Origin of the sequence: Paraburkholderia sp. BL25I1N1 (genome assembly GCF_003002025.1) — a bacterium.
GTDB lineage: Bacteria > Pseudomonadota > Gammaproteobacteria > Burkholderiales > Burkholderiaceae > Paraburkholderia.
On the sequence record NZ_PVZB01000018.1, the window covers coordinates 33,852 to 56,865 of the forward strand.

21 protein-coding genes and 1 riboswitch are annotated in these 23,014 nt (G+C 64.1%); of the genes, 6 read left to right on the plus strand and 15 right to left on the minus strand.

What is annotated here, in order from left to right:
- Positions 1-9: 9 nt before the first annotated feature.
- The 5 genes from purH to B0G73_RS25645 all read right to left on the minus strand — a co-directional run bounded on the left by purH (position 10) and on the right by B0G73_RS25645 (position 5,985).
- The gene (gene purH / locus B0G73_RS25625) at positions 10-1,575 is read right to left on the minus strand and encodes a bifunctional phosphoribosylaminoimidazolecarboxamide formyltransferase/IMP cyclohydrolase (RefSeq protein WP_106284027.1); all 1,566 of its coding nucleotides are present in this window, start codon (positions 1,573-1,575) and stop codon (positions 10-12) included.
- A gap of 55 nt (positions 1,576-1,630) precedes the next feature.
- Positions 1,631-1,864, minus strand: a complete 234-nt coding sequence (locus B0G73_RS25630) for a Fis family transcriptional regulator (protein WP_007180440.1) — start codon at positions 1,862-1,864, stop codon at positions 1,631-1,633.
- Positions 1,861-2,925 (minus strand): tRNA dihydrouridine synthase DusB, encoded by a 1,065-nt coding sequence (gene dusB, locus B0G73_RS25635; RefSeq protein ID WP_106284028.1) that lies wholly within the window; start codon positions 2,923-2,925, stop codon positions 1,861-1,863. Before dusB ends, B0G73_RS25630 begins: the two co-directional genes overlap by 4 nt.
- Before the next feature lie 240 nt (positions 2,926-3,165).
- Positions 3,166-4,572, minus strand: coding sequence for a UbiH/UbiF/VisC/COQ6 family ubiquinone biosynthesis hydroxylase (locus B0G73_RS25640; RefSeq protein WP_106284029.1), 1,407 nt, complete (start codon positions 4,570-4,572; stop codon positions 3,166-3,168).
- A 6-nt stretch (positions 4,573-4,578) separates the two neighbouring features.
- On the minus strand, positions 4,579-5,985 hold the full coding sequence (locus tag B0G73_RS25645; RefSeq protein WP_106284129.1) for an aminopeptidase P N-terminal domain-containing protein: 1,407 nt from the start codon (positions 5,983-5,985) through the stop codon (positions 4,579-4,581).
- A gap of 203 nt (positions 5,986-6,188) precedes the next feature.
- On the opposite strand from B0G73_RS25645, the gene B0G73_RS25650 reads away from it, so the two are divergent.
- Positions 6,189-6,803, plus strand: a complete 615-nt coding sequence (locus tag B0G73_RS25650) for a glutathione S-transferase C-terminal domain-containing protein (RefSeq protein ID WP_181196645.1) — start codon at positions 6,189-6,191, stop codon at positions 6,801-6,803.
- A 302-nt stretch (positions 6,804-7,105) separates the two neighbouring features.
- Positions 7,106-7,864, plus strand: a complete 759-nt coding sequence (locus B0G73_RS25655) for a M48 family metallopeptidase (RefSeq protein ID WP_106284031.1) — start codon at positions 7,106-7,108, stop codon at positions 7,862-7,864.
- 137 nt (positions 7,865-8,001) lie between these two features.
- Here B0G73_RS25655 and lnt read toward each other — a convergent pair whose 3' ends face one another.
- The 7 genes from lnt to B0G73_RS25690 all read right to left on the minus strand — a co-directional run bounded on the left by lnt (position 8,002) and on the right by B0G73_RS25690 (position 15,762).
- Positions 8,002-9,705, minus strand: a complete 1,704-nt coding sequence (lnt, locus tag B0G73_RS25660) for an apolipoprotein N-acyltransferase (RefSeq protein ID WP_106284032.1) — start codon at positions 9,703-9,705, stop codon at positions 8,002-8,004.
- Between the two features lie 60 nt (positions 9,706-9,765).
- Positions 9,766-10,659: an HlyC/CorC family transporter gene (locus tag B0G73_RS25665; RefSeq protein WP_106284033.1), complete on the minus strand. Its 894-nt coding sequence runs from the start codon at positions 10,657-10,659 to the stop codon at positions 9,766-9,768.
- 201 nt (positions 10,660-10,860) lie between these two features.
- On the minus strand, positions 10,861-11,562 hold the full coding sequence (locus B0G73_RS25670) for a gamma-glutamylcyclotransferase (RefSeq protein ID WP_106284034.1): 702 nt from the start codon (positions 11,560-11,562) through the stop codon (positions 10,861-10,863).
- A 48-nt stretch (positions 11,563-11,610) separates the two neighbouring features.
- Positions 11,611-12,072, minus strand: coding sequence for an rRNA maturation RNase YbeY (gene ybeY / locus B0G73_RS25675; RefSeq protein ID WP_106284035.1), 462 nt, complete (start codon positions 12,070-12,072; stop codon positions 11,611-11,613).
- A gap of 48 nt (positions 12,073-12,120) precedes the next feature.
- Entirely contained in the window at positions 12,121-13,194 is a 1,074-nt protein-coding gene (locus B0G73_RS25680; RefSeq protein WP_106284036.1) for a PhoH family protein, read from the minus strand.
- A gap of 59 nt (positions 13,195-13,253) precedes the next feature.
- On the minus strand, positions 13,254-14,627 hold the full coding sequence (miaB, locus tag B0G73_RS25685) for a tRNA (N6-isopentenyl adenosine(37)-C2)-methylthiotransferase MiaB (RefSeq protein ID WP_106284037.1): 1,374 nt from the start codon (positions 14,625-14,627) through the stop codon (positions 13,254-13,256).
- A gap of 151 nt (positions 14,628-14,778) precedes the next feature.
- Positions 14,779-15,762, minus strand: a complete 984-nt coding sequence (locus B0G73_RS25690; RefSeq protein WP_106284038.1) for a LysR family transcriptional regulator — start codon at positions 15,760-15,762, stop codon at positions 14,779-14,781.
- Positions 15,763-15,871: 109 nt separating this feature from the next.
- On the opposite strand from B0G73_RS25690, the gene B0G73_RS25695 reads away from it, so the two are divergent.
- From B0G73_RS25695 to ribB, 4 genes are all read left to right on the plus strand, one after another.
- The gene (locus B0G73_RS25695; protein ID WP_106284039.1) at positions 15,872-16,270 is read left to right on the plus strand and encodes a VOC family protein; all 399 of its coding nucleotides are present in this window, start codon (positions 15,872-15,874) and stop codon (positions 16,268-16,270) included.
- A gap of 16 nt (positions 16,271-16,286) precedes the next feature.
- Positions 16,287-17,453: an MFS transporter gene (locus B0G73_RS25700; protein ID WP_106284040.1), complete on the plus strand. Its 1,167-nt coding sequence runs from the start codon at positions 16,287-16,289 to the stop codon at positions 17,451-17,453.
- A 187-nt stretch (positions 17,454-17,640) separates the two neighbouring features.
- On the plus strand, positions 17,641-18,330 hold the full coding sequence (locus tag B0G73_RS25705) for a helix-turn-helix domain-containing protein (protein ID WP_106284041.1): 690 nt from the start codon (positions 17,641-17,643) through the stop codon (positions 18,328-18,330).
- A 119-nt stretch (positions 18,331-18,449) separates the two neighbouring features.
- Positions 18,450-18,633: riboswitch (FMN riboswitch) on the plus strand.
- Positions 18,634-18,780: 147 nt separating this feature from the next.
- Complete coding sequence (ribB, locus tag B0G73_RS25710; protein ID WP_106284042.1) at positions 18,781-19,500, plus strand: 3,4-dihydroxy-2-butanone-4-phosphate synthase; 720 nt, start codon at positions 18,781-18,783, stop codon at positions 19,498-19,500.
- A gap of 171 nt (positions 19,501-19,671) precedes the next feature.
- Here ribB and B0G73_RS25715 read toward each other — a convergent pair whose 3' ends face one another.
- The 3 genes from B0G73_RS25715 to glpK form a co-directional block, all read right to left on the minus strand.
- Entirely contained in the window at positions 19,672-20,358 is a 687-nt protein-coding gene (locus B0G73_RS25715) for an HAD family hydrolase (RefSeq protein ID WP_106284043.1), read from the minus strand.
- Positions 20,359-20,535: 177 nt separating this feature from the next.
- A complete protein-coding gene (locus B0G73_RS25720) occupies positions 20,536-21,249 on the minus strand; it encodes an MIP/aquaporin family protein (RefSeq protein WP_106284044.1) in 714 nt (237 codons plus the stop codon).
- 94 nt (positions 21,250-21,343) lie between these two features.
- Complete coding sequence (glpK, locus tag B0G73_RS25725) at positions 21,344-22,843, minus strand: glycerol kinase GlpK (protein WP_106284045.1); 1,500 nt, start codon at positions 22,841-22,843, stop codon at positions 21,344-21,346.
- Between the last annotated feature and the right edge of the window lie 171 nt (positions 22,844-23,014).

The following is a 23,014-nucleotide window of genomic DNA, read 5'->3' on the forward strand; positions in this document are numbered from 1 at the left end:
CCCCCAAAATCAATGCCGGAAATGTCGCACGCCAGTCAGCACCATCGCGATATTGTGTTCATCCGCGGCGCCAACCACTTCATCATCGCGCATCGAGCCGCCCGGCTGAATCACGCAGGTCGCGCCTGCCGCCACCACTACGTCGAGGCCGTCGCGGAACGGAAAGAACGCATCCGACGCCACGGCCGAACCGGCCAGCGTCAAACCGGCATTCTGCGCCTTGATGCTCGCAATGCGCGCGGAGTCCACGCGGCTCATCTGGCCGGCGCCGACGCCGAGCGTCATGCCGTTGCCGCAGAACACGATGGCGTTCGACTTCACGAACTTCGCCACGCGCCACGCGAACAGCAGATCGTCCATTTCCTTCGGCGTCGGATGACGCTTCGTGACCACGCGCAGTTCGTGCGGCTGCACGTTCTTCGAGTCGAGCGATTGCACCAGCAGGCCGCCGCCCACGCGCTTCAGATCGAACGCGTTATGGCCTTCGCCCAGCGCGATTTCCAGCAGACGCACGTTCTGCTTGGCCGCGAACACCTGGCGCGCTTCGGCGCTGAACGACGGCGCGATCAGCACTTCGACGAACTGCTTGGCCACGGCTTGCGCCGCCGCTTCATCCACTTCGCGGTTGAAGGCGATGATGCCGCCGAACGCCGAGGTCGGATCGGTCTGCAGCGCCTTGGCGTATGCGTCGTGCGCATCCGCGCCGAGCGCCACGCCGCACGGATTTGCGTGCTTGACGATCACGCAGGCCGGCACGTCGAAAGTCTTCACGCATTCCCACGCTGCGTCCGAATCCGCAATGTTGTTGTACGACAGTTCCTTGCCTTGCAACTGGTTGTAGTTCGCCAGCGCGCCGGCCGGCACCGACAGGTCGCGGTAGAACGCCGCGCTCTGATGCGGGTTTTCGCCGTAGCGCAGATCCTGCACTTTCTCGAACGCGAGGTTGAACGTCGCCGGATACGTGTTGCGCGACGAGTGTTGCAACTCGTCGGTGAGGCTCGTCAGATAGTTCGTGATCGCGCCGTCGTATTGCGCGGTGTGCGCGAATACTTTGGTGGCGAGGCGGAAGTTCGTCTTGTACGACACGGCATTGCGGTTCGCGCGCATTTCGTCGAGCACGACCGCGTAGTCGGCCGGATCGACCACCACCGTCACGTCGCGATGGTTCTTCGCGGCCGACCGCAGCATGGTCGGGCCGCCAATGTCGATGTTCTCGATCGCGTCTTCCAGCGAGCATTCTTCTTTCGACACGGTCTGCACGAACGGATATAGATTCACGACCAGCAGGTCGATGGTCGGAATGTCGTGCTTTTCAAGCGCTGCCATGTGTTCCGGCAGGTCGCGGCGCGCGAGAATGCCGCCGTGCACCTTCGGATGCAGCGTTTTCACGCGCCCGTCCAGCATTTCCGGGAAGCCCGTGTAATCGGCGACTTCGGTGACGGAGAGACCCGCGTCCGCGAGTAGTTTCGCGGTGCCGCCGGTCGACAGGATCTTGACGCCGAGGTCCGACAGCGACTTGGCGAAGTCGACAATGCCGGACTTGTCGGAAACGGAGATGAGCGCTTGCTTGATCATGATGAAGACGAAAAGCCGAAGGGAAACGTGGCAGGGCGCCTGAAACTACAACGAACTACAACAACCCGTGCTGTTGCAGTTTCTTGCGCAGCGTATTGCGGTTGATGCCGAGATACTCGGCGGCCAGCGATTGATTGCCGCCGGCCTGCTCGAGCACCACTTCGAGCAAGGGTTTTTCTACGCAGGAAATGACCATGTCGTAGACGTCGTGCGGATTGGAGCCGTCGAGGTCCTGGAAATACATTCCCAGGCTGTCGCGGACAGATTGTTCGATATTGTTCTTGCTCATGCTGCTAGTCGGTCGGTTTGGTCCGGCTCGCCGTTTTCGTTGAGCGTCTCGTCGACGTAGACAAGACGGTCTGAGATCGCCTTTTGGGCGTCGAAGAATTCGTTGACGGCGAGGAGTTGTTCGCGCGTGGTGTCCAGCGTATTCATGCGATGCCGGAACACGTTGGCGCCAGAAAGGCCGCGAGTGTACCAGCCGATGTGCTTACGCGCAGTGCGGACACCGGTAAATTCCCCGTAGAACGCGTAGTGGTCTTCCAGATGCTCGTTCATCACCTGCTGGATTTCGTCGATGCGCGGCGGCGGCAGCAACTCACCTGTTTGCAGGAAGTACTCGATCTCGCGGAACAGCCATGGGCGCCCTTGCGCGGCGCGGCCGATCATGATGGCGTCCGCGCCGGTGGCGGCGAGCACCTCGCGCGCCTTGTGCGGCGAGGTAATGTCGCCGTTGGCGACCACCGGAATGCGCACAGCCGCTTTCACCGCGGCGATGGTCTCGTATTCGGCCTCGCCGTGGTACAGGTCGGCGCGCGTGCGGCCGTGCACGGTCAGCATGGAAATGCCGGCGGCTTCGGCCAGACGCGCGACGTTCAACGCGTTCTTGTTCTCGCGATCCCAGCCCGTGCGGATCTTCAGCGTGACGGGCACCGCGTCGGGCCCGACGCCGACGGCGCCGACCACGGCCTCGACGATGCGCTGGACCAGCGGCTCGTTCTGCAACAGGGCCGAACCTGCCGCCACGTTGCACACCTTCTTGGCCGGGCAGCCCATGTTGATGTCGATGATCTGCGCGCCGTTCGCCACGTTGTAGCGGGCCGCTTCGGCCATCATGGCCGGATCGGCGCCGGCGATCTGCACGGCGATCGGCTCGACCTCGCCCGCGTGATTGGCGCGGCGCATGGTCTTCTCGCTTTTCCACAACTGCGCGTTCGAGGCGACCATTTCCGACACCGCATAGCCCGCGCCCAGCCGTTTGCACAGTTGCCGGAACGGCCGGTCGGTCACGCCGGCCATAGGCGCGACGAACAGGTTATTACGCAGATTGTGGGGGCCGAGAGTGGGCATAACGTGGGACGCGGTGGACGCGGGCGCAGCCGATTGCTCAATTTTCTGTCAATCGGAGCGTTCGCGAAATGCGAGAGAAAACCGCTATTTTAGCGTTAACGGATAGCCGGCACCCGACATGTGACTGTCGTAACCCATTAAATCTTCTATGAAAGTGCGCCGATTCATAGAACCGGCGCTGCCAGCGCCGACCCTTGTGCGACGGGCAAAAAGGCCGCGCGGCGCGAGCGGGCGGCGCGCCTAGCGGCGCTGTCCGAACATCATTTGCCGTGCCAGCGCGGTTTTGACCGGCGGCAGGAATTCGAGCGCGGTAAGAGCGAGGCCGCGCATGACGGCAAGGGGCGCGAAGTCGATGGTAAAGAGACGCGCGAGCGTGTCCGTTGCGCCGATCGTCAAGCGCCGGTCGAGCGCGCGGCGTTGCGCGAAGGTGGCCAGCGCGAGCGGGGTCGGACCTTCCGCCGACAAGGCGTCGGCGAGCGCATGCGCGTCGCGCAGACCCAGATTCAGACCTTGGCCCGCGACCGGATGCAGCGTCTGCGCCGCGTTGCCGATCGCGACGACATGACCGTTCACCAGCGTTTCCACGGCGTTCAGTCCCAACGGGAACGACGCGCGTCCCTTGATGTGCGTAAAACGGCCCATGCGGTCGCCGAACGCGGTGCCGAGTTCGCGCAGGAAGTCTTCGTCGGAGAGTTGCGCGCGGCGCGCGGCTTCATCGGGCGCGCAGCACCAGACCAGCGCGTAGTCGGCGCCGCGCACGCCGCCCATCGGCAGCAATGCGATCGGCCCTTGCGACGTGAAGCGCTCCCACGCCACGTGCGGTTGCGGCGCGGAAACAGTCACCGTGCCGACCAGCGCGGTTTGCCCATAATCGCGCGAGCCCGGTTCGACGGCGCCTCGGCCGGCGCGGCGCGCGGCGTTGCCGTCCCGGTCGCTGTGCTGATCAGCGGTTTTCGCCGCGCTATCCGCGGCTCGGCTGCCGGTTCTGTCATCGTAGCCGCCGCTTTCGCCGTCGTCGTGGCCGACTTCCTCGTCCGCACTCATGCGCGCGTCCCTGTCGGCGCGTTTTGCCGCGCGTTTAGCGGACTTCTGATCGCCGAACAGGCCGCCTTCGGCATTCACCAGAATGCGCGTGCGCAACTGACGCGTGACGCCCGCGGTTTCGATCGGCAACGTGACGCCGTCGAATTCCTGCGTCGGCGCCGCAGCGGAAGTGGAGCGGAACCAATGCACCGGGGTCGCGTGGACCGCCTCGGCGAGACCGTGCACGATCGAGCCGTAGCGCAGCACGTAGCCGAGCGCCGGCAAGCCGTGTTCGCCATGATCGATCAGCGTGCGGCCGAAGTGCCCGCGCTGCGACACGTGGATGCGCTGGATCGCGGTGGCGTCGGCGGGCCAGCGCAGCGGCTCCAGGATCATTCGGCTGCCGTGCGACACGGCGATTGCGCGCGGATCGGCGATCGAATCTTCCGGCTCGCGCGCGTCCACCAGCGCGATTTTCAACTCCCGCGTCGCGCTGCGGCGCGCCAGCCAGCCGGCCAGCGCCAGCCCGACCGGACCGGCGCCGACGATCGTCACGTCGAAATCGAAGGGCTGGCCGGCCTTGGCGGGCTTCAGGATCACCGTCGACTGGGAAACGTCGTTCATTGCGGGTTACTTCCTTGATTCATATGCCGCGCGGGCTTCCTGCATCAGCGCCTCGATTTCGTCGGCGGCGACCGGCACCTCGCGGGTCATCAGTTCGCAGCCAGTCGGCGTGACGATGGCGTCGTCCTCGATACGGATGCCGATGTTCCAGTAGCGCTCGGGCACGCCTTCGGTCGGCCGGATATACAGGCCGGGCTCGATGGTCAGCGTCATCGACGCCTGCAGCGTGCGCCACGGCAGCGCGCCCGCTTCGTCGCGTGGCGCGCCCCGTTCGCGGTAGTCGCCGACATCGTGCACGTCCATGCCGAGCCAGTGGCCGGTGCGGTGCATGTAGAAGGGCGCGTAGGCGCGCTCCGCGATTACGTCGTCGACCGAGGCGAATTTCGCGCGATCGAGGATGCCGGTGTCGAGCAGACCCTGCGACAGCACGCGCACGGCGGCCTGGTGCGGGTCGTCGAAGGTGGCGCCGGCGCGAGTGGCGTCGATCGCGGCCTGCTGCGCGGCCAGCACGATGTCGTACAGCTCGCGCTGCGCCGGCGTGAAGCGGCCGCTCGCGGGGAAGGTGCGGGTGATGTCGGACGCGTAGCCGTCGAGTTCGCAGGCCGCGTCGATCAGGATCAGGTCGCCGTCCTGAGCAATCGCGTTGCCGGCCGGGTAGTGCAGCACGCAGGCGTTCGCGCCGGCCGCGACGATCGACGTGTAGGCCGGCGCCTGCGCGCCGAACTTGCGGAACGTATAGAGCAGCTCGGCTTCAAGTTCGTACTCGCGCACGCCCGGATGGCACGCCGCCATGGCGCGACGATGCGCCTGGGCGGAAATCTGCCCGGCCCGGCGCATGATGGCGAGTTCGTGATCGTCCTTGATGAGCCGCATCTCGTCGAGCAACGGGACGAGATCGCGCGCGGCCGCCGGCGCGGCGACGCCGCCACGGCTTTGCGCGCGCACCGCGTCGAGCCAGCCGCGCACTCGCTCGTCCAGTTGCGCCGAGGCGCCGAGCGCGTAATGCAGCGACGGCTTGTCGGCGAGCAGTCGCGGCAGTTGCGTATCGATTTCGCCGATGGCGAACGCGGCGTCGAAACCGAAGGCGGCGCGCGCGCCGTCAGGGCCGAAACGGAAACCTTCCCACGTTTCGCGCTCGACGTTTTTCTCGCGGCAGAACAGCACCGACGCCGGTTCGCCGGGCGCGGCGCTGGCGTCGAGCACCAGCAGCGCTTCGGGTTCGGTGAAACCGGTCAGGTAATAGAAGTAGCTGTCATGCCGATACGGATAATCGGCGTCCCGGTTGCGTAGTGCTTCCGGCGCGGTGGGCACGATGGCGACGCCGCCGCCCGCTGCCCGCAGCGCGGCGAGTACGCGTTCACGGCGCGTGCGGTAGACGTCGATGGCGATGGTGAGTTCGGTCGGCTGGTTCATCGTGCGATTGTAGCGCCCATGCGCGGAGTTATTTTGCGCGGGATACTCATGGAAGCGGCGGCCAACGCGCCGGCGGCGCTGTTGCAATCCGTCCACAGCAAGTCCCCGTGCGGCTCGCGAAGCGCCGGCGTGACGCTTCCGGACGCTCGTGAACGCCGCCAAGCACTTATACTTTCGCCGGATTCAGAAAAAGGCAGATGGTAATGATGAAACTCATCGGTTCGCTCGCCAGTCCCTTCGTGCGTAAAGCGCGGATCGTGCTGGCCGATAAGAAGATCGACTACGAACTGGTGCCCGAGAATGTCTGGGCGCCGGACACCCGCATTCACACTTTCAATCCGCTCGGCAAGGTGCCGTGCCTCGTGATGGAAGATGGCGAAGCAGTGTTCGACTCGCGCGTGATCTGTGAATACGTGGATACACTTTCGCCGGTCGGCAAGCTGATTCCCCAGTCGGGACGTGAGCGTGTCGAGGTTCGCTGCTGGGAAGCGCTCGCCGACGGCGTGCTGGACGCGGCGGTGCTGATCCGCCTCGAAGGCACGCAGCGCGCTCCGGAGCAGCGCGTGGACGCGTGGGTCGCGCGCCAGCAGCGCAAGATCGACGAAGCCCTGGTCGCGATGGCGCAGGGATTGGGCAGCAAGACGTGGTGCGCGGCCAATCACTACACGCTCGCCGATATCGCGCTGGGTTGCGCATTGGGTTATCTGGATTTCCGTATGCCGGAATTGAACTGGCGCGAACCGTATCCGAACCTGGACAAACATTTCCAGAAGCTCTCGCTGCGTCAGTCGTTCATTGATACGGCGCCCTCCGACTGAATAGTGAGCTAAATGGATGCGTGGCGATGCAGTCTTGAATAACATGGCTCGCCGTATCGGGAAGTTTGCAAAATAGTGTCATTATGCTTCCAGAGTCATGAATTAAAGCTTACGTTTGTGGTAAAAATGCGCCTGCCCGTCAGGCGCATTTTTTTGTCTTTGGCAGGCTGTAAATGCGTCCATGCGGGTTTATGCAATTTACATAACGGTTTCTTTTCCTGCCGATATGAAACCTGTTGCGAACAGGCGGTGCATGAAAAGCGCGCCGCAGAAACGAATAACATCGTAGAGAGACTTCCACCATGAAATCGTACCGCCTTGCCATTGCCGTTTCCGCCTGCGCTTTATTTGCAGCGTGCTCGAATGTCGGCAACGTCGATCCGTCCGCGCTGATCAAGTCCGGCCAGATGGCCACTCAGGCTGCCACGCTGAGCGACGCCGACGTGCGCGCCCTGACCGACAAGTCGTGCGCGCAACTCGACAGCGAAAACAAGATTGCCGCCGCGAACAGCAATTACCAGAAGCGGCTGAACAAGATCGCCGCGCAACTGGGCGACAACATCAACGGCACGCCGGTGAACTACAAGGTGTATATGACCAAAGACGTCAACGCGTGGGCCATGGCCAACGGCTGCGTGCGCGTCTACAGCGGTCTGATGGACATGATGAACGACAACGAAGTGCGCGGCGTGGTCGGCCATGAAATGGGCCACGTGGCGCTCGGTCACACGAAGAAGGCGATGCAGGTCGCGTATGCGACTTCGGCGGCACGCTCGGTGGCGTCGTCGGCGGGCGGGGTGGCGGGGGCGCTGTCCGGTTCGCAACTCGGCGATTTTTCGGAGAAGCTGATTAACGCGCAATTCTCGCAAACGCAGGAAAGCGCCGCGGACGATTATTCGTTCGACTTGCAGAAAAAGAAGAATCTCGATCCGTCGGGATTGGTGACGGCATTCAACAAGCTCGCCGCATTGGATGGCGGTAAATCGAGCATGTTGAGTTCGCATCCGGCTTCGCCGGCGCGTGCGCAGCATATTCAGCAGCGCATTGCTTCGAACCAGTAAATTTGATTCGGGCTAAAACGCGCGCTCGCGGTATTCCGCGGCGCGCGTTTTTTATGGCGGTGTTTCCCTGTGTCTCGATTCGCGCGCGCCGCTTTTATACAAGCGGCGCGCGGGATCGATGCGCTTGATCGCGCGGCTTATTGCTTGCCGTTGCGCCGCCGCGTAATGCCCGGCCCGAACGCAAAGCCAAACGCCAACAGCAGCAACGAAACTGCCAGCACGGTGTTATTGCCACTCGTGATGTAAGGCGTGCTGCCCGCGGTTCCTTGCACGGTGACATCGAGCGAGCCGATCGTGTACGGCGTCAGGCGTCCGATCACCTTGCCATTTGCGTCGATCGCGGCGGTCATCCCGGTGTTGGTCGCGCGCAGCATCGGGCGGCCGGTTTCCAGCGAGCGCATGCGTGCAATCTGCAGATGCTGGTCGAGTGCGATCGTGTCGCCGAACCAGGCGAGGTTGGTCGAGTTGACCAGCACGCCGGCGGGCGTAGCGCTTTCGCGGATGGTCCGCGCAATCTCCTCGCCGAAAATGTCTTCGTAGCAGATGTCCACGGCGACCGGCTGGTTGTGCACCATGAACGGCTTCTGCACCGGCGCGCCACGGAAGAAATCGCCGAGCGGAATGCTCATCAGATTGACGAACCAGCGGAAGCCCCACGGCACGAATTCGCCGAACGGCACGAGATGGTGCTTGTCATAGCGATACACGTCGCGCGTGCCGGGCGTGACGCCGAATAGGCTGTTCGTATAGTCGATCACCTGGCCTTCCGGCGTGATCGTGCCGCCGATCGCGCCGAACAGAATCGCGCTGCCGGTCGAGTCCGAGAAGTTGCGCACCGCCGAGGCGAACGGCGCCGGCAACTGCTGCGCGAGCACCGGGATGGCGGTTTCCGGCGTGACGATCAGATCGGCGGGTTTCGAGGTGATCATTTGTTGAAACTGATCGATCGCGGCGCGCATGCCGGATTCCTCGAATTTCATTTCCTGTTTGACATTGCCCTGCAGCAGACGCACGGTCAGCGGCGCGTTGGCCGGCACCGTCCATTGCACGAGCGGCAACAGCAGGCCGGCGGCGATTAGCGCCAACGCGATCGCGCCCGGCACGACGACGCGCGCCACGCCCGGTTTCGCGCCGTTATTGCCGGTGTTGCCGGCCCGGCTTTGCTTGCGCGAGGAGAGGAACGCGAGCAAAGCCTGCACGATCAGCGCGGCCACCAGCGCCAGCATCCAGCCGACGCCGTACACGCCCGCCACCGGTGCAAAGCCGGCAAACGGACCGTCCACTTGAGCGTAACCGCTCGCCAGCCACGGAAAGCCTGTGAACACCGTGCCGCGCAACCATTCGCCGATCGCCCATGCACTCGCGAACGCCAGCGCGCCATGCCAGGTCGGCGAGAAGGGCGTGTCGTCGGCGGCCGTGCCGTTGCGCGCGTGTCCGGCGCAGAACGACCAGACGCCCGCCGCCAGCGCCGGATATATCGCCAGATACAGCGAGAACAGCACGACGGCCGCGCCGGCGAGCGGCGCCGCCATGCCGCCGTAGAAATGCATGCTGACGTAGAGCCACCACACGCCGGTCACGAAATTACCGAAGCCGAATGCGCCGCCCGTCAGCGCCGCGCTTTTCCAGCCGGTGCTGCGCGTGAGCCAGGCGAAGAAGAACGCGAAGATCGCAAGTTCGAGCCAGCCGCCGTGCGGCGTCGGCGCGAACGAGAGCGTATTGGCCGCACCCGCGGCCAGCGCGACCAGGTAATGCCAGCGCGGCAGCGTTCGGCCAAGGGTTTGCTGGGCGGCAGGAGCGCTCACGCTGCGGCGCGAACGGGAAGTCATCGGGTCGGCCATTGTTGCGCGGTCGGCGTGAGGAGTTGGAGAGGCGGGAACAAGACCCAGCGAAAAGCGGGCTCAGGTCTGCACGTGCTGCGCTTCGCGCTCGCGCTGGCCCGCGAGCGGATCGCGGCGCACCAGCAGCATGTGAATCTGGCGGGCATCGCCGCGCAGAATCTCGAAGATCAGATCGTCGAGGCGGACTTTTTCGCCACGATGCGGCACCCGTCCGAAATGATGCGTGACGAGTCCGCCGATCGTGTCGACTTCATCGTCCGAATAGTGCGTGCCGAAGGCCTCGTTGAACTGTTCGATTTCGGTCAGCGCGCGCACGCGGAAACGTCCGTCCGGCGAGGCGATGATGTTGCCGCTTTCCTCGTCGAAATCGTATTCGTCTTCAATATCGCCGACGATCTGTTCCAGCACATCTTCGATCGTGATCAGGCCGGCCACGCCGCCGTATTCGTCGACCACCACCGCGAGGTGATTGCGATTCACGCGGAAGTCGTGCAGCAGCACATTCAGGCGCTTCGATTCGGGGATGAACACGGCGGGGCGCAGCATGCCGCGCACGTCGAACTCTTCTTCGGCGTAATAGCGCAGCAGGTCTTTGGCCAGCAGCACACCGATGATGTTGTCGCGATTGCCCTCGAACACCGGATAGCGCGAGTGCGCTTTTTCCAGCACGTAGGGGATGAATTCGGCGGGATTCTCCGCGATATTGATCGCGTCCATTTGCGCCCGCGGCACCATGATGTCGCGCGCGCTGAGTTCGGACACCTGGAATACGCCTTCGATCATCGACAGCGAGTCGGCGTCGATCAGGTTGCGCTCGTGCGCATCCTGCAGAATTTCCAGAAGTTCGGCGCGCGAGTCGGGCTCGGGCGAGATGAAGTCGGTCAGACGCTCGAGGAGTGAGCGCTTTTCCTGCGGTTTGTCGAGTTCGCGTCGACTGGGATACGTGTCGTTCATGGTAGTGCGCCCGGCAAGACTGGGCGCGCTGTTGCAGAGCATTAAGGATACACCAGGCACATGGCAGGACCGTGTCCCGCCCGGCTGGGCGATGAGTGAAGCTGGGGTGAAGCGGCTCCCCCGTGAGGACGGGCGTGGGTCAATCCTAACTGATTACGCGCGGAAAAGCGTTTTCGGGAAAAAAAGCGCCGTTCGCCGCGGTTATTTCTGGTCTGCTTTCTGGCCCGCTTTCACGTTCGCTTCGCGGCTTTCCTCGCGGCACCGTTCGAGCAGCGCTTCGAGCGCGCGGTCGGGCATGCCGCTCTCACGCAGCGCATGGACCGTTCGGCTGACGTAGTCGAGCGTGGTGCCGTAGCGGCCGCTCGCGCAGCCGAACACGGTTTTGACAATCTCGTCGCGCAGCTTGCCGGTGTAGGTCGGCACGTCACGGCGCATGACGAAGGCGAGTGCGTCGACGCGCCGGCCGTCGGCGAGCACGCACGGCAGCCACGCCGGCCGGTATGAACCCATCGCCATTTCGCGGCGCCAGAGCGCTTCGAGATGCGGCATCGAGCCTTCGGCCGCGAGCCGGAATGCGATGCCGGTGCACGAGCCGCCGCGATCGAGCGCCAGCACGAGTCCGGGCTGTTCGGGCGTGCCACGATTCACGCGCGACCACAGATACAGCCCACGGTGATAGCCGTGGACTTTGGAGCGGGTGGCTTCGACGGTAGGCAGGCCAGGATTCCAGATCAGCGACCCGTAGCCGAAGAGCCATAGGTCGCTTTTGCGGTCCCAGTCGCGCAACGTGCAGTCGAGCGACGCGCGCAACTCCTCGTCCGTCAGAAGCCGCGATTCGCCGAGCGCCGGCGGATAGTCCGGGCACGGTGTTCGGGTGTCGGCTTCAGGAGAAGAGAGGCTCACGATGGTTTTGAACGGATTGGACGTTGGCGACGCGCGGGTGATCGACGCCTACTGGTACGGATCGGGAAAGCCAAGCTTGCCGAGGATTTCCGTTTCGATGGCTTCCATTTCCTCGGCTTCTTCCTCGACTTCGTGGTCGTAGCCCTGGGCGTGGAGCGTGCCGTGCACGAGCAGATGCGCGTAATGCGCAATGAGCGGCTTGCCCTGTTCGGCGGCTTCTTTCTCGACCACCGGACAGCAGAGGATCAGGTCGCCCGTCACGGGATCGTCTTCCGATTCGGCGTAGGCGAAGGTCAGCACGTTGGTCGAATAATCCTTGCCGCGATAGGTGCGGTTCAGCGTGCGGCCTTCTTCGGCATCGACGAAACGCACCGTCAGTTCGCCGTCCGCGAAGAGCGCCGCCTTGATCCAGCCGGCCACGGTGGCGCGCGGCAGCAGCGCCTTGTGTTCCGGCCAGGTCCTGGCGGCGGGGAATTGCAGATTCAACGTCAGTTTCGGGGCGCGGCTCATGCGGTGTCGTTTTAATGCTTTCGTTGCGTTCTTTATAGCTGCGGGCGCTTAGCGCGAATCCGCCGGACTGGCGGTTTTCTGCGAATGCGCATCGTACGCCTCCACAATTCGCGCGACCAGCGGATGCCGCACCACGTCCGCGCTGGTAAAGCGTGTCAGCGCGATGCCGCGCACATCGGCCAGCACCTGCTGCGCTTCGATCAGCCCGCTCTTGTGGCCGCGCGGCAAGTCGACCTGAGTCGTGTCGCCGGTGACCACCGCCTTCGAGCCGAAGCCGATCCGCGTGAGGAACATCTTCATCTGTTCGGGCGTGGTGTTCTGCGCCTCGTCGAGGATGATGAACGCGTGATTCAGCGTGCGGCCGCGCATGTAGGCGAGCGGCGCGATTTCGATCATTTGCCGCTCGAACATCTTGGCGGTCTTGTCGAAGCCGAGCAGATCGTACAGCGCGTCGTACAAAGGACGCAGATACGGATCGACCTTTTGCGCCAGATCGCCCGGCAGGAAGCCGAGCCGCTCGCCCGCTTCGACAGCCGGACGCGTCAGCACGATGCGTTTGACCTGGTCGCGTTCGAGCGCGTCCACCGCGCAAGCCACCGCGAGATAGGTCTTGCCGGTGCCGGCCGGGCCAATGCCGAAGGTCACGTCGTGCGAGATGATCTGCTTCAGATACTCGCGCTGCGCCGGCGTGCGGCCGCGCAGGTCGGCGCGCCGCGTGTACAGCTTCGGGCCGAGTTCTTCGATGTCGTCGTCGCCGGCGTCGGCGGGCTCGTCGAACGGATGATCCGGATTGCCGGGGAAACGCGGGTCCAGCGCTTCCGTGCCATGGCCGTTGCCGTTCGTGCGACGCCGTGCCGGCTGACGCACTTCAACGAGCGCGAGCTGGATATCGTCGACCGACAGTGGCTTCTGCGAGTTGTCGTAGAACTTTTCGAGCGCGGTGAGCGCGAGTTTCGCGCCGCGCCCGCGAATCGTGATGCGGTGGCCACGGCGTTGCAGCGTTACGTCGAGCGCCTGCTCGATCTGGCGCAGATTCTCGTCGAGCGGGCCGCAGAGGTTGGCGAGCCGCGCGTTGTCTTCGCGCGGTGCGGTGAATTCCAGATGCTGCTGAGTGGTCTTCAAGGCGGTGGGTCGATCCTGTCGGTTTCGATACGCGGGTTGGCGGCGCGGGTTTGCGTCGCTTAGTGGGTCGTGGCCGGGGCGTCGTCATGAACCAGCACGAGCTCGCCACGTAGCGAATGTGGGTACGCTTTGACGATTTTCACGTCGACCATCTGGCCGATCAGCCTGGCGTGCGACGCGACCGGCGCCGGGAAATTCACCACGCGGTTGTTCTCGGTGCGGCCGGCGAGTTCGTTCGGATCCTTGCGGGCCGGGCGCTCGACCAGTATGCGCTCGATCTTGCCGACCATCGAATCGCTGATGCGCTGCACGTTTTCCTCGATGGTGGCCTGCAAATGTTGCAGACGCTCGAGCTTCACTTCGCGCGGCGTGTCGTCGTGCAGATTCGCGGCCGGCGTGCCGGGACGCGGACTGTAGATGAACGAGAAGCTGGTGTCGTACTTCATCTCGTGCACGAGCGCCATCATCTTGTCGAAGTCTTCTTCCGTCTCGCCGGGGAAGCCGACGATCAGGTCCGTGGAGAGCGACAGGTCGGGGCGGATCGCGCGCAGCTTGCGGATCACGGATTTGTATTCGAGCACCGTATAGCCGCGCTTCATGGCCATCAGGATGCGGTCGGAGCCGTGCTGCACCGGCAAATGCAGGTGGCTGACGAGCTTCGGCACTTTCGCGTAGGTGTCGATCAGGCGCTGCGTGAATTCCTTCGGATGCGACGTGGTGTAGCGAATCCGTTCGATGCCCGGAATATCCGCGACGTATTCGATCAACTGGGCGAAGTCGGCGATTTCTGTCGAACCGAGCGTGAGACCGGCGCGGTAGGCGTTCACGTTCTGGCCGAGCAGCGTGACTTCGCGCACGCCCTGGTCGGCGAGGCCGGCGATTTCGGTCAGCACGTCGTCCAGCGGACGCGACACTTCTTCGCCGCGCGTGTATGGCACGACGCAATAGCTGCAGTACTTGCTGCAACCTTCCATGATCGACACGAACGCGCTCGGGCCGTCGACGCGCGCCGGCGGCAGGTGATCGAACTTTTCGATTTCCGGGAACGAGATGTCCACTTGCGCGCGGCCGCTTTCACGGCGCTTGTCGATCATTTGCGGCAGACGGTGCAGTGTTTGCGGGCCGAACACCAGATCGACATACGGCGCGCGCGACACGATTGCCGCGCCTTCCTGGCTCGCCACGCAGCCGCCCACACCGATGATCAGATTCGGATTCGCTTCCTTCAACTCGCGCACGCGGCCGAGGTCGGAAAACACTTTTTCCTGCGCCTTTTCGCGCACCGAGCACGTGTTGAACAGAATGACGTCCGCGTCTTCCGGCGTGTCGGTCTTGACGAGTCCTTCAGCCGCGCCGAGTACGTCGACCATCTTGTCGGAGTCGTACTCGTTCATCTGGCAGCCAAAGGTCTTTACATAAACTTTCTTGGTCATTGAATTTCGCCGGTCGCAGTGGTTAACCTGGGGGCGTCGTTTAAAAAGGTGAACAGGGCGAAACGTGCGAGCGGGCCGCGGGGCGGCGCTTGTTTACCGTTATGGGCCGCCGTGGGCAGCTTTCGGGGCACGTTTGCAGCGTAGCTCAATATTATAGCCCTTCGCGCGATGCGGTTTCCCCGGCCGCCTCGCCGTGCGCACGCTCCGGCGGCAAGCCCAGCAGGCCTTCCAGTTCGTCCGACACCTGCGCGAAACGCTCGCTCAGAAAATCCAGCAACACGCGCACGCGCGGCGCCATGAAGCGGTTGCGATGGTAGAGCGCGTGCAGCGGCGCGTCCGGATAACGCCATTCCGGCAGCAGGATTTTCAGGCCGTCGGCGCGCAGGTCGGCTTCCACGTCCCACATCGACTTGATCGCGATGCCGTAGCCGCGCAGCGCCCATTCGCGGGCGACCGCGCCGTCGTTGGTTTCGCGGGCGGTGTCGAACGGCACGGTGTAGTGCTGCACCTCGTCGCCGCGCGTGAAGCGCCACTCGTTCGCCAGCCCGGCGGCGGTGGCCAGCACGATGCAGTCGAAATTGGCCAGATCGTGCGGATCCTTCGGCTCGCCCTTGCGCGCGATGTAGTCCGGCGACGCGCACAGCACGCGCCGGTTCGGCGCCAGCTTGCGGGCGACCAGCGAACTGTCCTGGGGCACGCCGAAGCGGATCGCCAGATCGATGTCTTCCTGCACCAGGTTCGCCAGCGAGTCCGACAGTGTGAGCGCGAAGGTCACTTCCGGATACAGCGCGTTGAATTCGTCGAGCCAGTGCATCAGCAGATTGCGGCCGAAGTCCGAGGTCGCCGACACCCGCACCTTGCCGCGCACGACACCTTGACCGGCTTGCAAGGCCGCTTCGGCGTCGTCGAGCGATTGCAGCGCCTGACGGCAGCAGTTCAGGTACAGGCGGCCTTCGTCAGTGAGCCTGAGTTGACGGGTGGTGCGCTCGAACAGGCGCGCTTTGAGGCCGGCTTCGAGCTTGGCAAGGCGCGCGCTGGCGGCGGCGGGCGTCAGTCCCAGCTTGCGGCCGGCGGCCGACAGGCTGCCCTGCTGCGCCGCTTCGACGAACAGGCGGATGTCACCGAGGTTGTCCATGAGGAATCTTTCAAATGAGATTTGAAAATGCTTCAAATGCTACGCCAATTATCAAATTGACATGCAGCCCCGACAATGCGCTCATGGAAAACCCTGAGACTGCTACGCCATGCAACTCGATCACGCGACCATCGTCACTGCCGACCTCGACACGGCCCGGCGTTTTTTCGTCGACGTCGCCGGGCTGACCGAAGGCGCCCGGCCGCCGTTTTCGATTGACGGCTACTGGCTGTACGCGAACGGCCGCCCGCTGATTCACCTGATCGACGCGACAGCGCCCGCCGCGGGTGGCAGGACGGCGCCGCGCATCGACCACATCGCCTTCCGGCTGGAGAGCGCCGCCGAATGGCAGGCGCTGCTCGGTCGCCTGCACGCGCACGGCGTCGACTTTCAAACCGCGCGCGTGCCGCAGATGGGACCGCAAGAGGCACAGGCGCAACTGTTCGTGGCGCTCGCGCCGGGCGTCGTCGTCGAATTCGTGACCGCGCTGCATCACGCTCAAATTTAGAACCTGGAGAAGAGAAATGCCCATTCCATTACTCGCGCTGGCGATCAGCGCATTCGCAATCGGCACGACAGAGTTCGTGATCATGGGCTTGCTGCCCGAGGTCGCGCACGATCTGGCGGTGTCGATTCCGTCGGCGGGATTGCTGGTGAGCGGCTACGCGCTCGGCGTCGCGGTCGGCGCGCCGCTGCTCGCGGTGGTGACCAGCAAGATGCCGCGCAAGCTGGCGTTGCAGTTGCTGATGGGCGTGTTCATTGTCGGCAATACGCTGTGCGCGGTCGCGTCCAGCTATTCCGTGCTGATGATCGCGCGCGTGGTGACGTCGTTCGCGCACGGTTCGTTCTTCGGCATCGGCGCGGTGGTGGCGGCTTCGCTCGTGCCGGCCGAAAAGCGCGCCAGCGCGATCGCGCTCATGTTCACCGGCCTGACGCTCGCGAACGTGCTCGGCGTGCCGTTCGGCACGTTCGTCGGCCAGGAATTCGGCTGGCGCGCGGCGTTCTGGATTGTCAGCGCGTTCGGCGTGCTGTCGCTCGCGGGCGTGACGGCGCTGGTGCCGAATCGTCATGATGCCGGCCCGGTCGGCCTCGGTCATGAAGTGCGCGTGTTGAAGGATCCGCAAGTCTGGACCGCGCTCGCGATGACGGTGCTCGGCTTCGGCGGCGTGTTCGTCGTGTTCACCTATATCGCGCCGATTCTCGAGCAGGTGAGCGGCTTCTCGCCGCGCGGCGTGACGCTGATCCTGGTGCTGTTCGGCGTGGGTCTGACGATCGGTAATACGATCGGCGGCAAGCTGGCGGACCGTGCGCTGATGCCGTCGCTGATGGGCATTCTGGTGGCGCTCGCGGTGGTGATGGCGATCTTCGCGCGCACGAGCCATTCGCAGGTGGCCGCGGCGATCACGATCTTCGTATGGGGCATTGCCGCGTTCGCCACGGTGCCGCCGTTGCAGATGCGCGTAGTCGAGAAAGCGGCCGCGGCGCCGAATCTGGCTTCGACGCTGAATATCGGTGCGTTCAACGTCGGCAATGCGGGCGGCGCGTGGCTCGGCGGCCTGGTGATCAATCACGGCCATTCGCTCGATACCTTGCCGTGGGTGGCGGCGGCGGTCAGCGTGGCGGCATTGCTGTTGACGTGGTTCGCGGCGCGCATGGACGCGCCGGCGACGACGGTGGCGCAGCGGGCGTGAGCGTGCTTGAGTCCGTGAATCGCCGCGCCCGCGCCCTTATGAAAAATTCGCACAAGCATTGCGGAAAACGTCCTCCGCAATGCTGATAACAGTGTGAAGATAACTTCGTTGGGCGTGGCGCGGCGCGATGCTATCTTGCTTCCACTAACCGTTTGCCCGCCGTCCGGCGGCGCTCCTGGAGGCAATCATGCATTCCCCGCTTGCGCTGGTTCGCGATCCCACGGCTGACACCGATACGTCGCCGCGCGCCGCTGAACCCTTCGATGCACTTGAACATCTGGTCGGCGTGAACCTCGCCCGTTTGCGCGCCGAGCGGCAACTGTCGCTCGACGCTTTGGCTCGCGCGTCCGGCGTCTCTCGCGCCATGCTCGCGCAGATCGAGTCGGCGCGCAGCGTGCCGTCCATCAAGGTGCTGTGCAAGGTGGCGGCGGCGTTGAAGGTGTCGGTGGCGGCATTCTTGCGGCGTCACGCGACCAACGGCTTCGAGCATTTGCCGGCGGAGCGTTCGTCGCGTGTCGTCAGTTCGAACGGACGCTATTCGGCCCGGCCGCTTTATCCCGACGCCGAGCCGACCGCCGCCGAGTTTCACGAATTGCGTATCGCGCCGCTGCACACCGAAGCCGGTACGCGCCGCGCGCCTGGCACCACGGTGAATCTGGTGGTGAGCGAGGGCACGCTGGAAGTCAGCGTCCACGATCAACGCCAGTTGCTGGCCACGGGCGACGCGATCGTGTTCGACGCCGACCAGCCGCATAGCCTGCGCAATCCTGGCGACACGGAAGCGCGCGCGTTTCGCGTGACGTTGAAAGCGGAGACGCCGCCGCGCTGGGACGTTCAAACGCACCATGAGCCGGCGCGCGAGGCCGCGCCGGTTTGATCGGTATCGTTGACGGACGGATTTGCTCCGAGCCGGAGATCTCCGTCTGACGAGTAGGGTTGCGCTGCAGGTGCGGCGCGACTGCTGTATGCTTTGCCAGCCGGTCGATCCGGCAATCAGTGCGTCTTCAGGGCGGGGCGAAATTCCCCACCGGCGGTATGCCGGCAACGCGAAAGCGTGAGCCGGTGAGCCCGCGAGCGCCCACGTCGTACGGTCTTCCGAACAGGAAAGACTGAAGTGGGGTCAGCAGATCTGGTGAGAAGCCAGGGCCGACGGTTAGAGTCCGGATGGAAGAAGATGTGCAGATAGTCATGTTCGTTTCCGTGGCGCCGCTTGCAGGTCGAGGCGGTGCGCGAGCGTCGCTTTGCGCGGCGTTCAACGGCGCGTCTTTGTCTGTTTGCAATGCCCTGAAACGTTTCTCGCCCAACTTTTGCGATGAGCGTTTCAATCATGACCTTTGCTACTTTCCCTGCTCCGTCGACGATTGCGGATAGCGCATTCCTCGATCTCCCGCTGCTCGCCACCGAAGCCGTTCCGCCGCGTATCGCCGCCGCCTTGCAAGCCATGCGCGATGGCCGCGCCGTCGTTCTGCAAGACGACCACGACCGTGAGAACGAGGCCGATCTGATCGTGTCCGCCGAGCGTCTGTCCGTCGAAACCATGGCGTTGCTGATCCGCGAATGCAGCGGCATCGTCTGCCTGTGTTTGCCCGACGAGAAAATCCGCGCGCTCGAACTGCCGCCCATGTCCGTCAACAACGAAAGCCGTCACGGCACCGCGTTCACGGTCTCGATCGAAGCACGCGACGGCGTGACTACCGGCGTCTCCGCGCTCGATCGCGTGACGACCATTCGCGCCGCGATCGCCGACACGGCGAAGCCCGCCGATATCGTGCGTCCCGGTCACGTGTTCCCGCTGCGTGCGCAACCCGGCGGCGTGCTGGCGCGTCGCGGCCACACGGAAGGCACGGTCGATCTCGCGATTCTGGCGGGTCTGAAGCCGGCCGGCGTGCTATGCGAACTGATGAACCCGGACGGCACGATGACGCGCGGTGCGGACGTGGAGCGTTTTGCCGCGCAACACAATCTGCCGATGCTGACTATCGCCGAGTTGGTGGAGTTTCGTCAGGCGCTGGCGCGGGCGCGCGAGTGCGTGGCTGACGAGGTGTGACTCGTGTGCGCGCGTGAGGTGACGCGCGCATGCGCTACCGCGTAGATGCAAAAAAGCCGGCAAGCTTGAATTGCCGGCTTTTCCAATTGCCGCGTAACGGTTACGGCTGCACGCCGCCGAATTCGCCACGAACGCCGGCATTGCAGCCGGCTTTTGCGTTAGCCGCCACTGCTACGACTGCACGTCGCCGAACTCGCCGCGTACGCCCGCTTCGACCAGCGCGGGCAACTCATCCATATGCTGCATGATCCGCGTCATGCCCATCTTGCGCAGCGCGTCCGCGTAGCCATCGGGAATATGGCTCGCGCCGACGAAAGCGATCGTCTTCATGCCCGCCGCGCGCGCGGCATTCAAACCCGCCACGCTGTCTTCCACCACCACACATCGCGACGGTTCCACGCCCAGCGTTTTCGCGGCGAACAGATACACATCGGGATAGGGCTTCGGCCGCGCCACCTGTTCCGCGCTGAAAATGCGTTCGCCGAAAATCTGCTGCAAACCCGCGCGCCGCACCGACGCATTCACGCGCGCCATCCGGCTGTTCGACACGACGGCCGCCGGCAACGTGACGCGTTGCAAGGCGTCGCGCACGCCGTTGATCGGGCTCAGCGAAGCCGCGAGTTCGAGCTCGACATTGTGTTCGATGGTGTCGAAAAAATTCGCGGGCAGCGTGATATCGAATGACTTCTCGATGCCTTCGAGAAAGCGCGACGTTTGCTGACCGAAGGCCGTCTTGACGATGGGTTCGAAGTCGAGGCCGGGGAACGTGGCGGTCAGCGTTTCGAGCATCACGCGGTCAGCGATGATTTCGCTGTCGACGAGGACGCCGTCGCAGTCACAAATGAGGTGGTCGATCATGCCTGAAAACGGAAAGCGAAGCGCATGCGCAAGGCAATTGCGAGCGCATGCGCGGTAAGTGAAAGCGTCATGATACGTGCTTTGGCGGCGCCTGAGCGGCGCCGCTGCTTTCCGTGACTTCTTTGCTCAGGCGCACCGTGACGTACGCCTGAGTGAGCCCTACCTACGCCGCGCGGATCAATGCGCGTGCAGATACAGATACAGACACGCCGCCGCCGCGCCACCCAGCAACGGACCGCAAACCGGAATCCACGCATAGTGCCAGTCGCTGTCGCGCTTGCCTGGAATCGGCAGCAGCGCGTGCATCAAACGCGGCGACAGATCGCGAGCGGGACTCATCGCGTAGCCGGTCGGGCCGCCGAGCGAGATGCCGATGCCGAGAACCAGCAGACCGACCGGCAGCGCGTCGAGCGCGCCGAGACCGACTTGCGGCGAAGCCAGATACAGCACGCCCAGGATCAGCACGAATGTGGCGATCATTTCGGTGAGCAGGTTGTGCGGCACGCTGCGAATCGCGGGCGAGGTGCAGAACACGCCGAGCTTCACGTCGGCGTCGGCTTCTTTGGCGAAGTGCTGACGATACGCCATCCACACCAGCAGCGCGCCGGCCATGCCGCCGAGCATTTGCGCCGCGATATAGCCGGGCACTTTGGCCCAGGCGAATTTGCCGGCCAGCGCGAGGCTGATGGTTACGACGGGATTCAGGTGCGCGCCGCTGAACGACGCAGTGACGTAGACGGCGATGAACACGGCCATCGCCCAGCCCATGACGATCACGATCAGGTCCGCGCCTTTGCCTTTGGTGCGCGCGAGCAGCACGTTGGCGACGGCGCCGTCGCCGAGCAGCACCACGAGTGCTGTGCCGATGAATTCAGCAATGTAAGGAGACATCGTTGGGTATCCGAAATATAGTTATGAGGGAAGCCGCGGGATAAGCGGCTGCCTTATAGTCGATATCGTTGAAGGAAGGTGTTGGAAGATGCGCTCAGGGCGTATCGGCCCAGGCCTTCGCGGCGCGAATCGCGCGCTGCCAGCCGTCGAGACATTGCTTGACCTCGGCGTGCGGCAGGGCGGGCGTAAAGCGGCGATCGAGCTTCCACTGGCTTTGCAGTTCGTCGACGTCTTTCCAGTAACCCACCGCAAGTCCGGCGAGATATGCCGCGCCCAATGCGGTGGTTTCCGCCACCTTCGGGCGCACCGCGTCGACGCCGAGAATGTCCGCCTGGAACTGCATCAGCAGATTGTTCGCGCAGGCGCCGCCGTCCACCCGCAATTCGCCGATGCGAATGCCGGAGTCGGCTTCCATCGCCTTCAGCACGTCGAGCGATTGATAGGCGATCGAATCGAGCGCGGCGCGTGCGATATGCGCCGAGGACGTGCCACGCGTCACGCCGAACAGCGTGCCGCGAGCACGCGCGTTCCAATGCGGCGCGCCGAGGCCGGCGAAGGCGGGCACCAGATACACGCCGTCGGAGTGGGACACGCTGCGCGCCAGCGTTTCGATTTCAGCGGCGTTCTTGATGATGCCGAGGCCGTCGCGCAGCCATTGCACCACGGCGCCGCCAATGAAGATGCTGCCTTCGAGCGCGTAATTGATCTGATCGCCGATCTGCCACGCAATCGTGGTGACGAGATTGTTCTTCGATTCGATCGGCTTGTCGCCGGTGTTCATCACGAGGAAGCAGCCTGTGCCGTAGGTGTTCTTCACCATGCCCGACTCCGTGCACATCTGGCCGAAGAGGGCGGCGTGCTGATCGCCGGCGATGCCCGCGAGCGGAATCTTCGAGGCGAACACGGTGGTCTTGGTCGGCCCGTACACTTCCGACGAAGGCCGCACCTCCGGCAGCATGCTGCGCGGAATATCGAGCGCTTCGAGCAGTTCGTCGTCCCACTTCAGCGAATGGATGTTGAAGAGCATCGTGCGCGACGCGTTGGTGACGTCGGTGACGTGCAGGCCGCCTTTGGTGAAATTCCACACGAGCCAACTGTCGACGGTGCCGAATGCGAGGCGGCCCTGTTTGGCCTTTTCGCGCGCGCCTTCGACGTTGTCGAGTATCCAGCGGATCTTGGTCGCCGAGAAGTACGAGTCGATCGGCAGGCCGGTTTTGGCGCGGACTTTTTCTTCGAGCCCTTGCTCTTTGAGTTGGTCGCAGAAGTCGGCGGTGCGGCGGTCTTGCCAGACGATCGCGTTATAGATCGGATGGCCGGTTTCGCGATCCCACACAATGGTGGTCTCGCGCTGATTGGTAATGCCGATCGCGGCGATCGAAGTGCCGTTCATGCCGGCACGCGTCACGGCTTCGGCGGCGACGCCCGCCTGGGTCGACCAGATTTCCTGCGGGTCGTGTTCGACCCAGCCCGGACGCGGATAGATCTGCTGGAATTCCTTTTGCGCGATCGACACGATATTGCCGAGCCGGTCGAACAGCATCGCGCGCGAGCTGGTGGTGCCTTGGTCAAGCGCGAGGATGTACTGGTCCTGCATTGTCTCTTCTCCATGCGTTTTATGAATCGCCGGACGGATAGCCGGCGACGGGAACGGCTTCTAGTTTTGCGCGGGCAGCAACACGTGCGATGATGCGGCCCCGCGTGGTCCAGCCGAGGGGTGAATCGATGCGGTTGTTTTTTACTGCGGCGAGCGCGCCGCGTGGCGATG

Bases quoted from the DNA above. Each gene is read 5' to 3' on its own strand.
- purH (WP_106284027.1), bottom strand. From the start codon at position 1,575: ATGATCAAGCAAGCGCTCATCTCCGTTTCCGACAAGTCCGGCATTGTC.
- B0G73_RS25630 (WP_007180440.1), bottom strand. From the start codon at position 1,864: ATGAGCAAGAACAATATCGAACAATCTGTCCGCGACAGCCTGGGAATG.
- dusB (WP_106284028.1), bottom strand. From the start codon at position 2,925: ATGCCCACTCTCGGCCCCCACAATCTGCGTAATAACCTGTTCGTCGCG.
- B0G73_RS25640 (WP_106284029.1), bottom strand. From the start codon at position 4,572: ATGAACGACGTTTCCCAGTCGACGGTGATCCTGAAGCCCGCCAAGGCC.
- B0G73_RS25645 (WP_106284129.1), bottom strand. From the start codon at position 5,985: ATGAACCAGCCGACCGAACTCACCATCGCCATCGACGTCTACCGCACG.
- B0G73_RS25650 (WP_181196645.1), top strand. From the start codon at position 6,189: ATGATGAAACTCATCGGTTCGCTCGCCAGTCCCTTCGTGCGTAAAGCG.
- B0G73_RS25655 (WP_106284031.1), top strand. From the start codon at position 7,106: ATGAAATCGTACCGCCTTGCCATTGCCGTTTCCGCCTGCGCTTTATTT.
- lnt (WP_106284032.1), bottom strand. From the start codon at position 9,705: ATGGCCGACCCGATGACTTCCCGTTCGCGCCGCAGCGTGAGCGCTCCT.
- B0G73_RS25665 (WP_106284033.1), bottom strand. From the start codon at position 10,659: ATGAACGACACGTATCCCAGTCGACGCGAACTCGACAAACCGCAGGAA.
- ybeY (WP_106284035.1), bottom strand. From the start codon at position 12,072: ATGAGCCGCGCCCCGAAACTGACGTTGAATCTGCAATTCCCCGCCGCC.
- miaB (WP_106284037.1), bottom strand. From the start codon at position 14,627: ATGACCAAGAAAGTTTATGTAAAGACCTTTGGCTGCCAGATGAACGAG.
- B0G73_RS25690 (WP_106284038.1), bottom strand. From the start codon at position 15,762: ATGGACAACCTCGGTGACATCCGCCTGTTCGTCGAAGCGGCGCAGCAG.
- B0G73_RS25695 (WP_106284039.1), top strand. From the start codon at position 15,872: ATGCAACTCGATCACGCGACCATCGTCACTGCCGACCTCGACACGGCC.
- B0G73_RS25700 (WP_106284040.1), top strand. From the start codon at position 16,287: ATGCCCATTCCATTACTCGCGCTGGCGATCAGCGCATTCGCAATCGGC.
- B0G73_RS25705 (WP_106284041.1), top strand. From the start codon at position 17,641: ATGCATTCCCCGCTTGCGCTGGTTCGCGATCCCACGGCTGACACCGAT.
- ribB (WP_106284042.1), top strand. From the start codon at position 18,781: ATGACCTTTGCTACTTTCCCTGCTCCGTCGACGATTGCGGATAGCGCA.
- B0G73_RS25715 (WP_106284043.1), bottom strand. From the start codon at position 20,358: ATGATCGACCACCTCATTTGTGACTGCGACGGCGTCCTCGTCGACAGC.
- B0G73_RS25720 (WP_106284044.1), bottom strand. From the start codon at position 21,249: ATGTCTCCTTACATTGCTGAATTCATCGGCACAGCACTCGTGGTGCTG.
- glpK (WP_106284045.1), bottom strand. From the start codon at position 22,843: ATGCAGGACCAGTACATCCTCGCGCTTGACCAAGGCACCACCAGCTCG.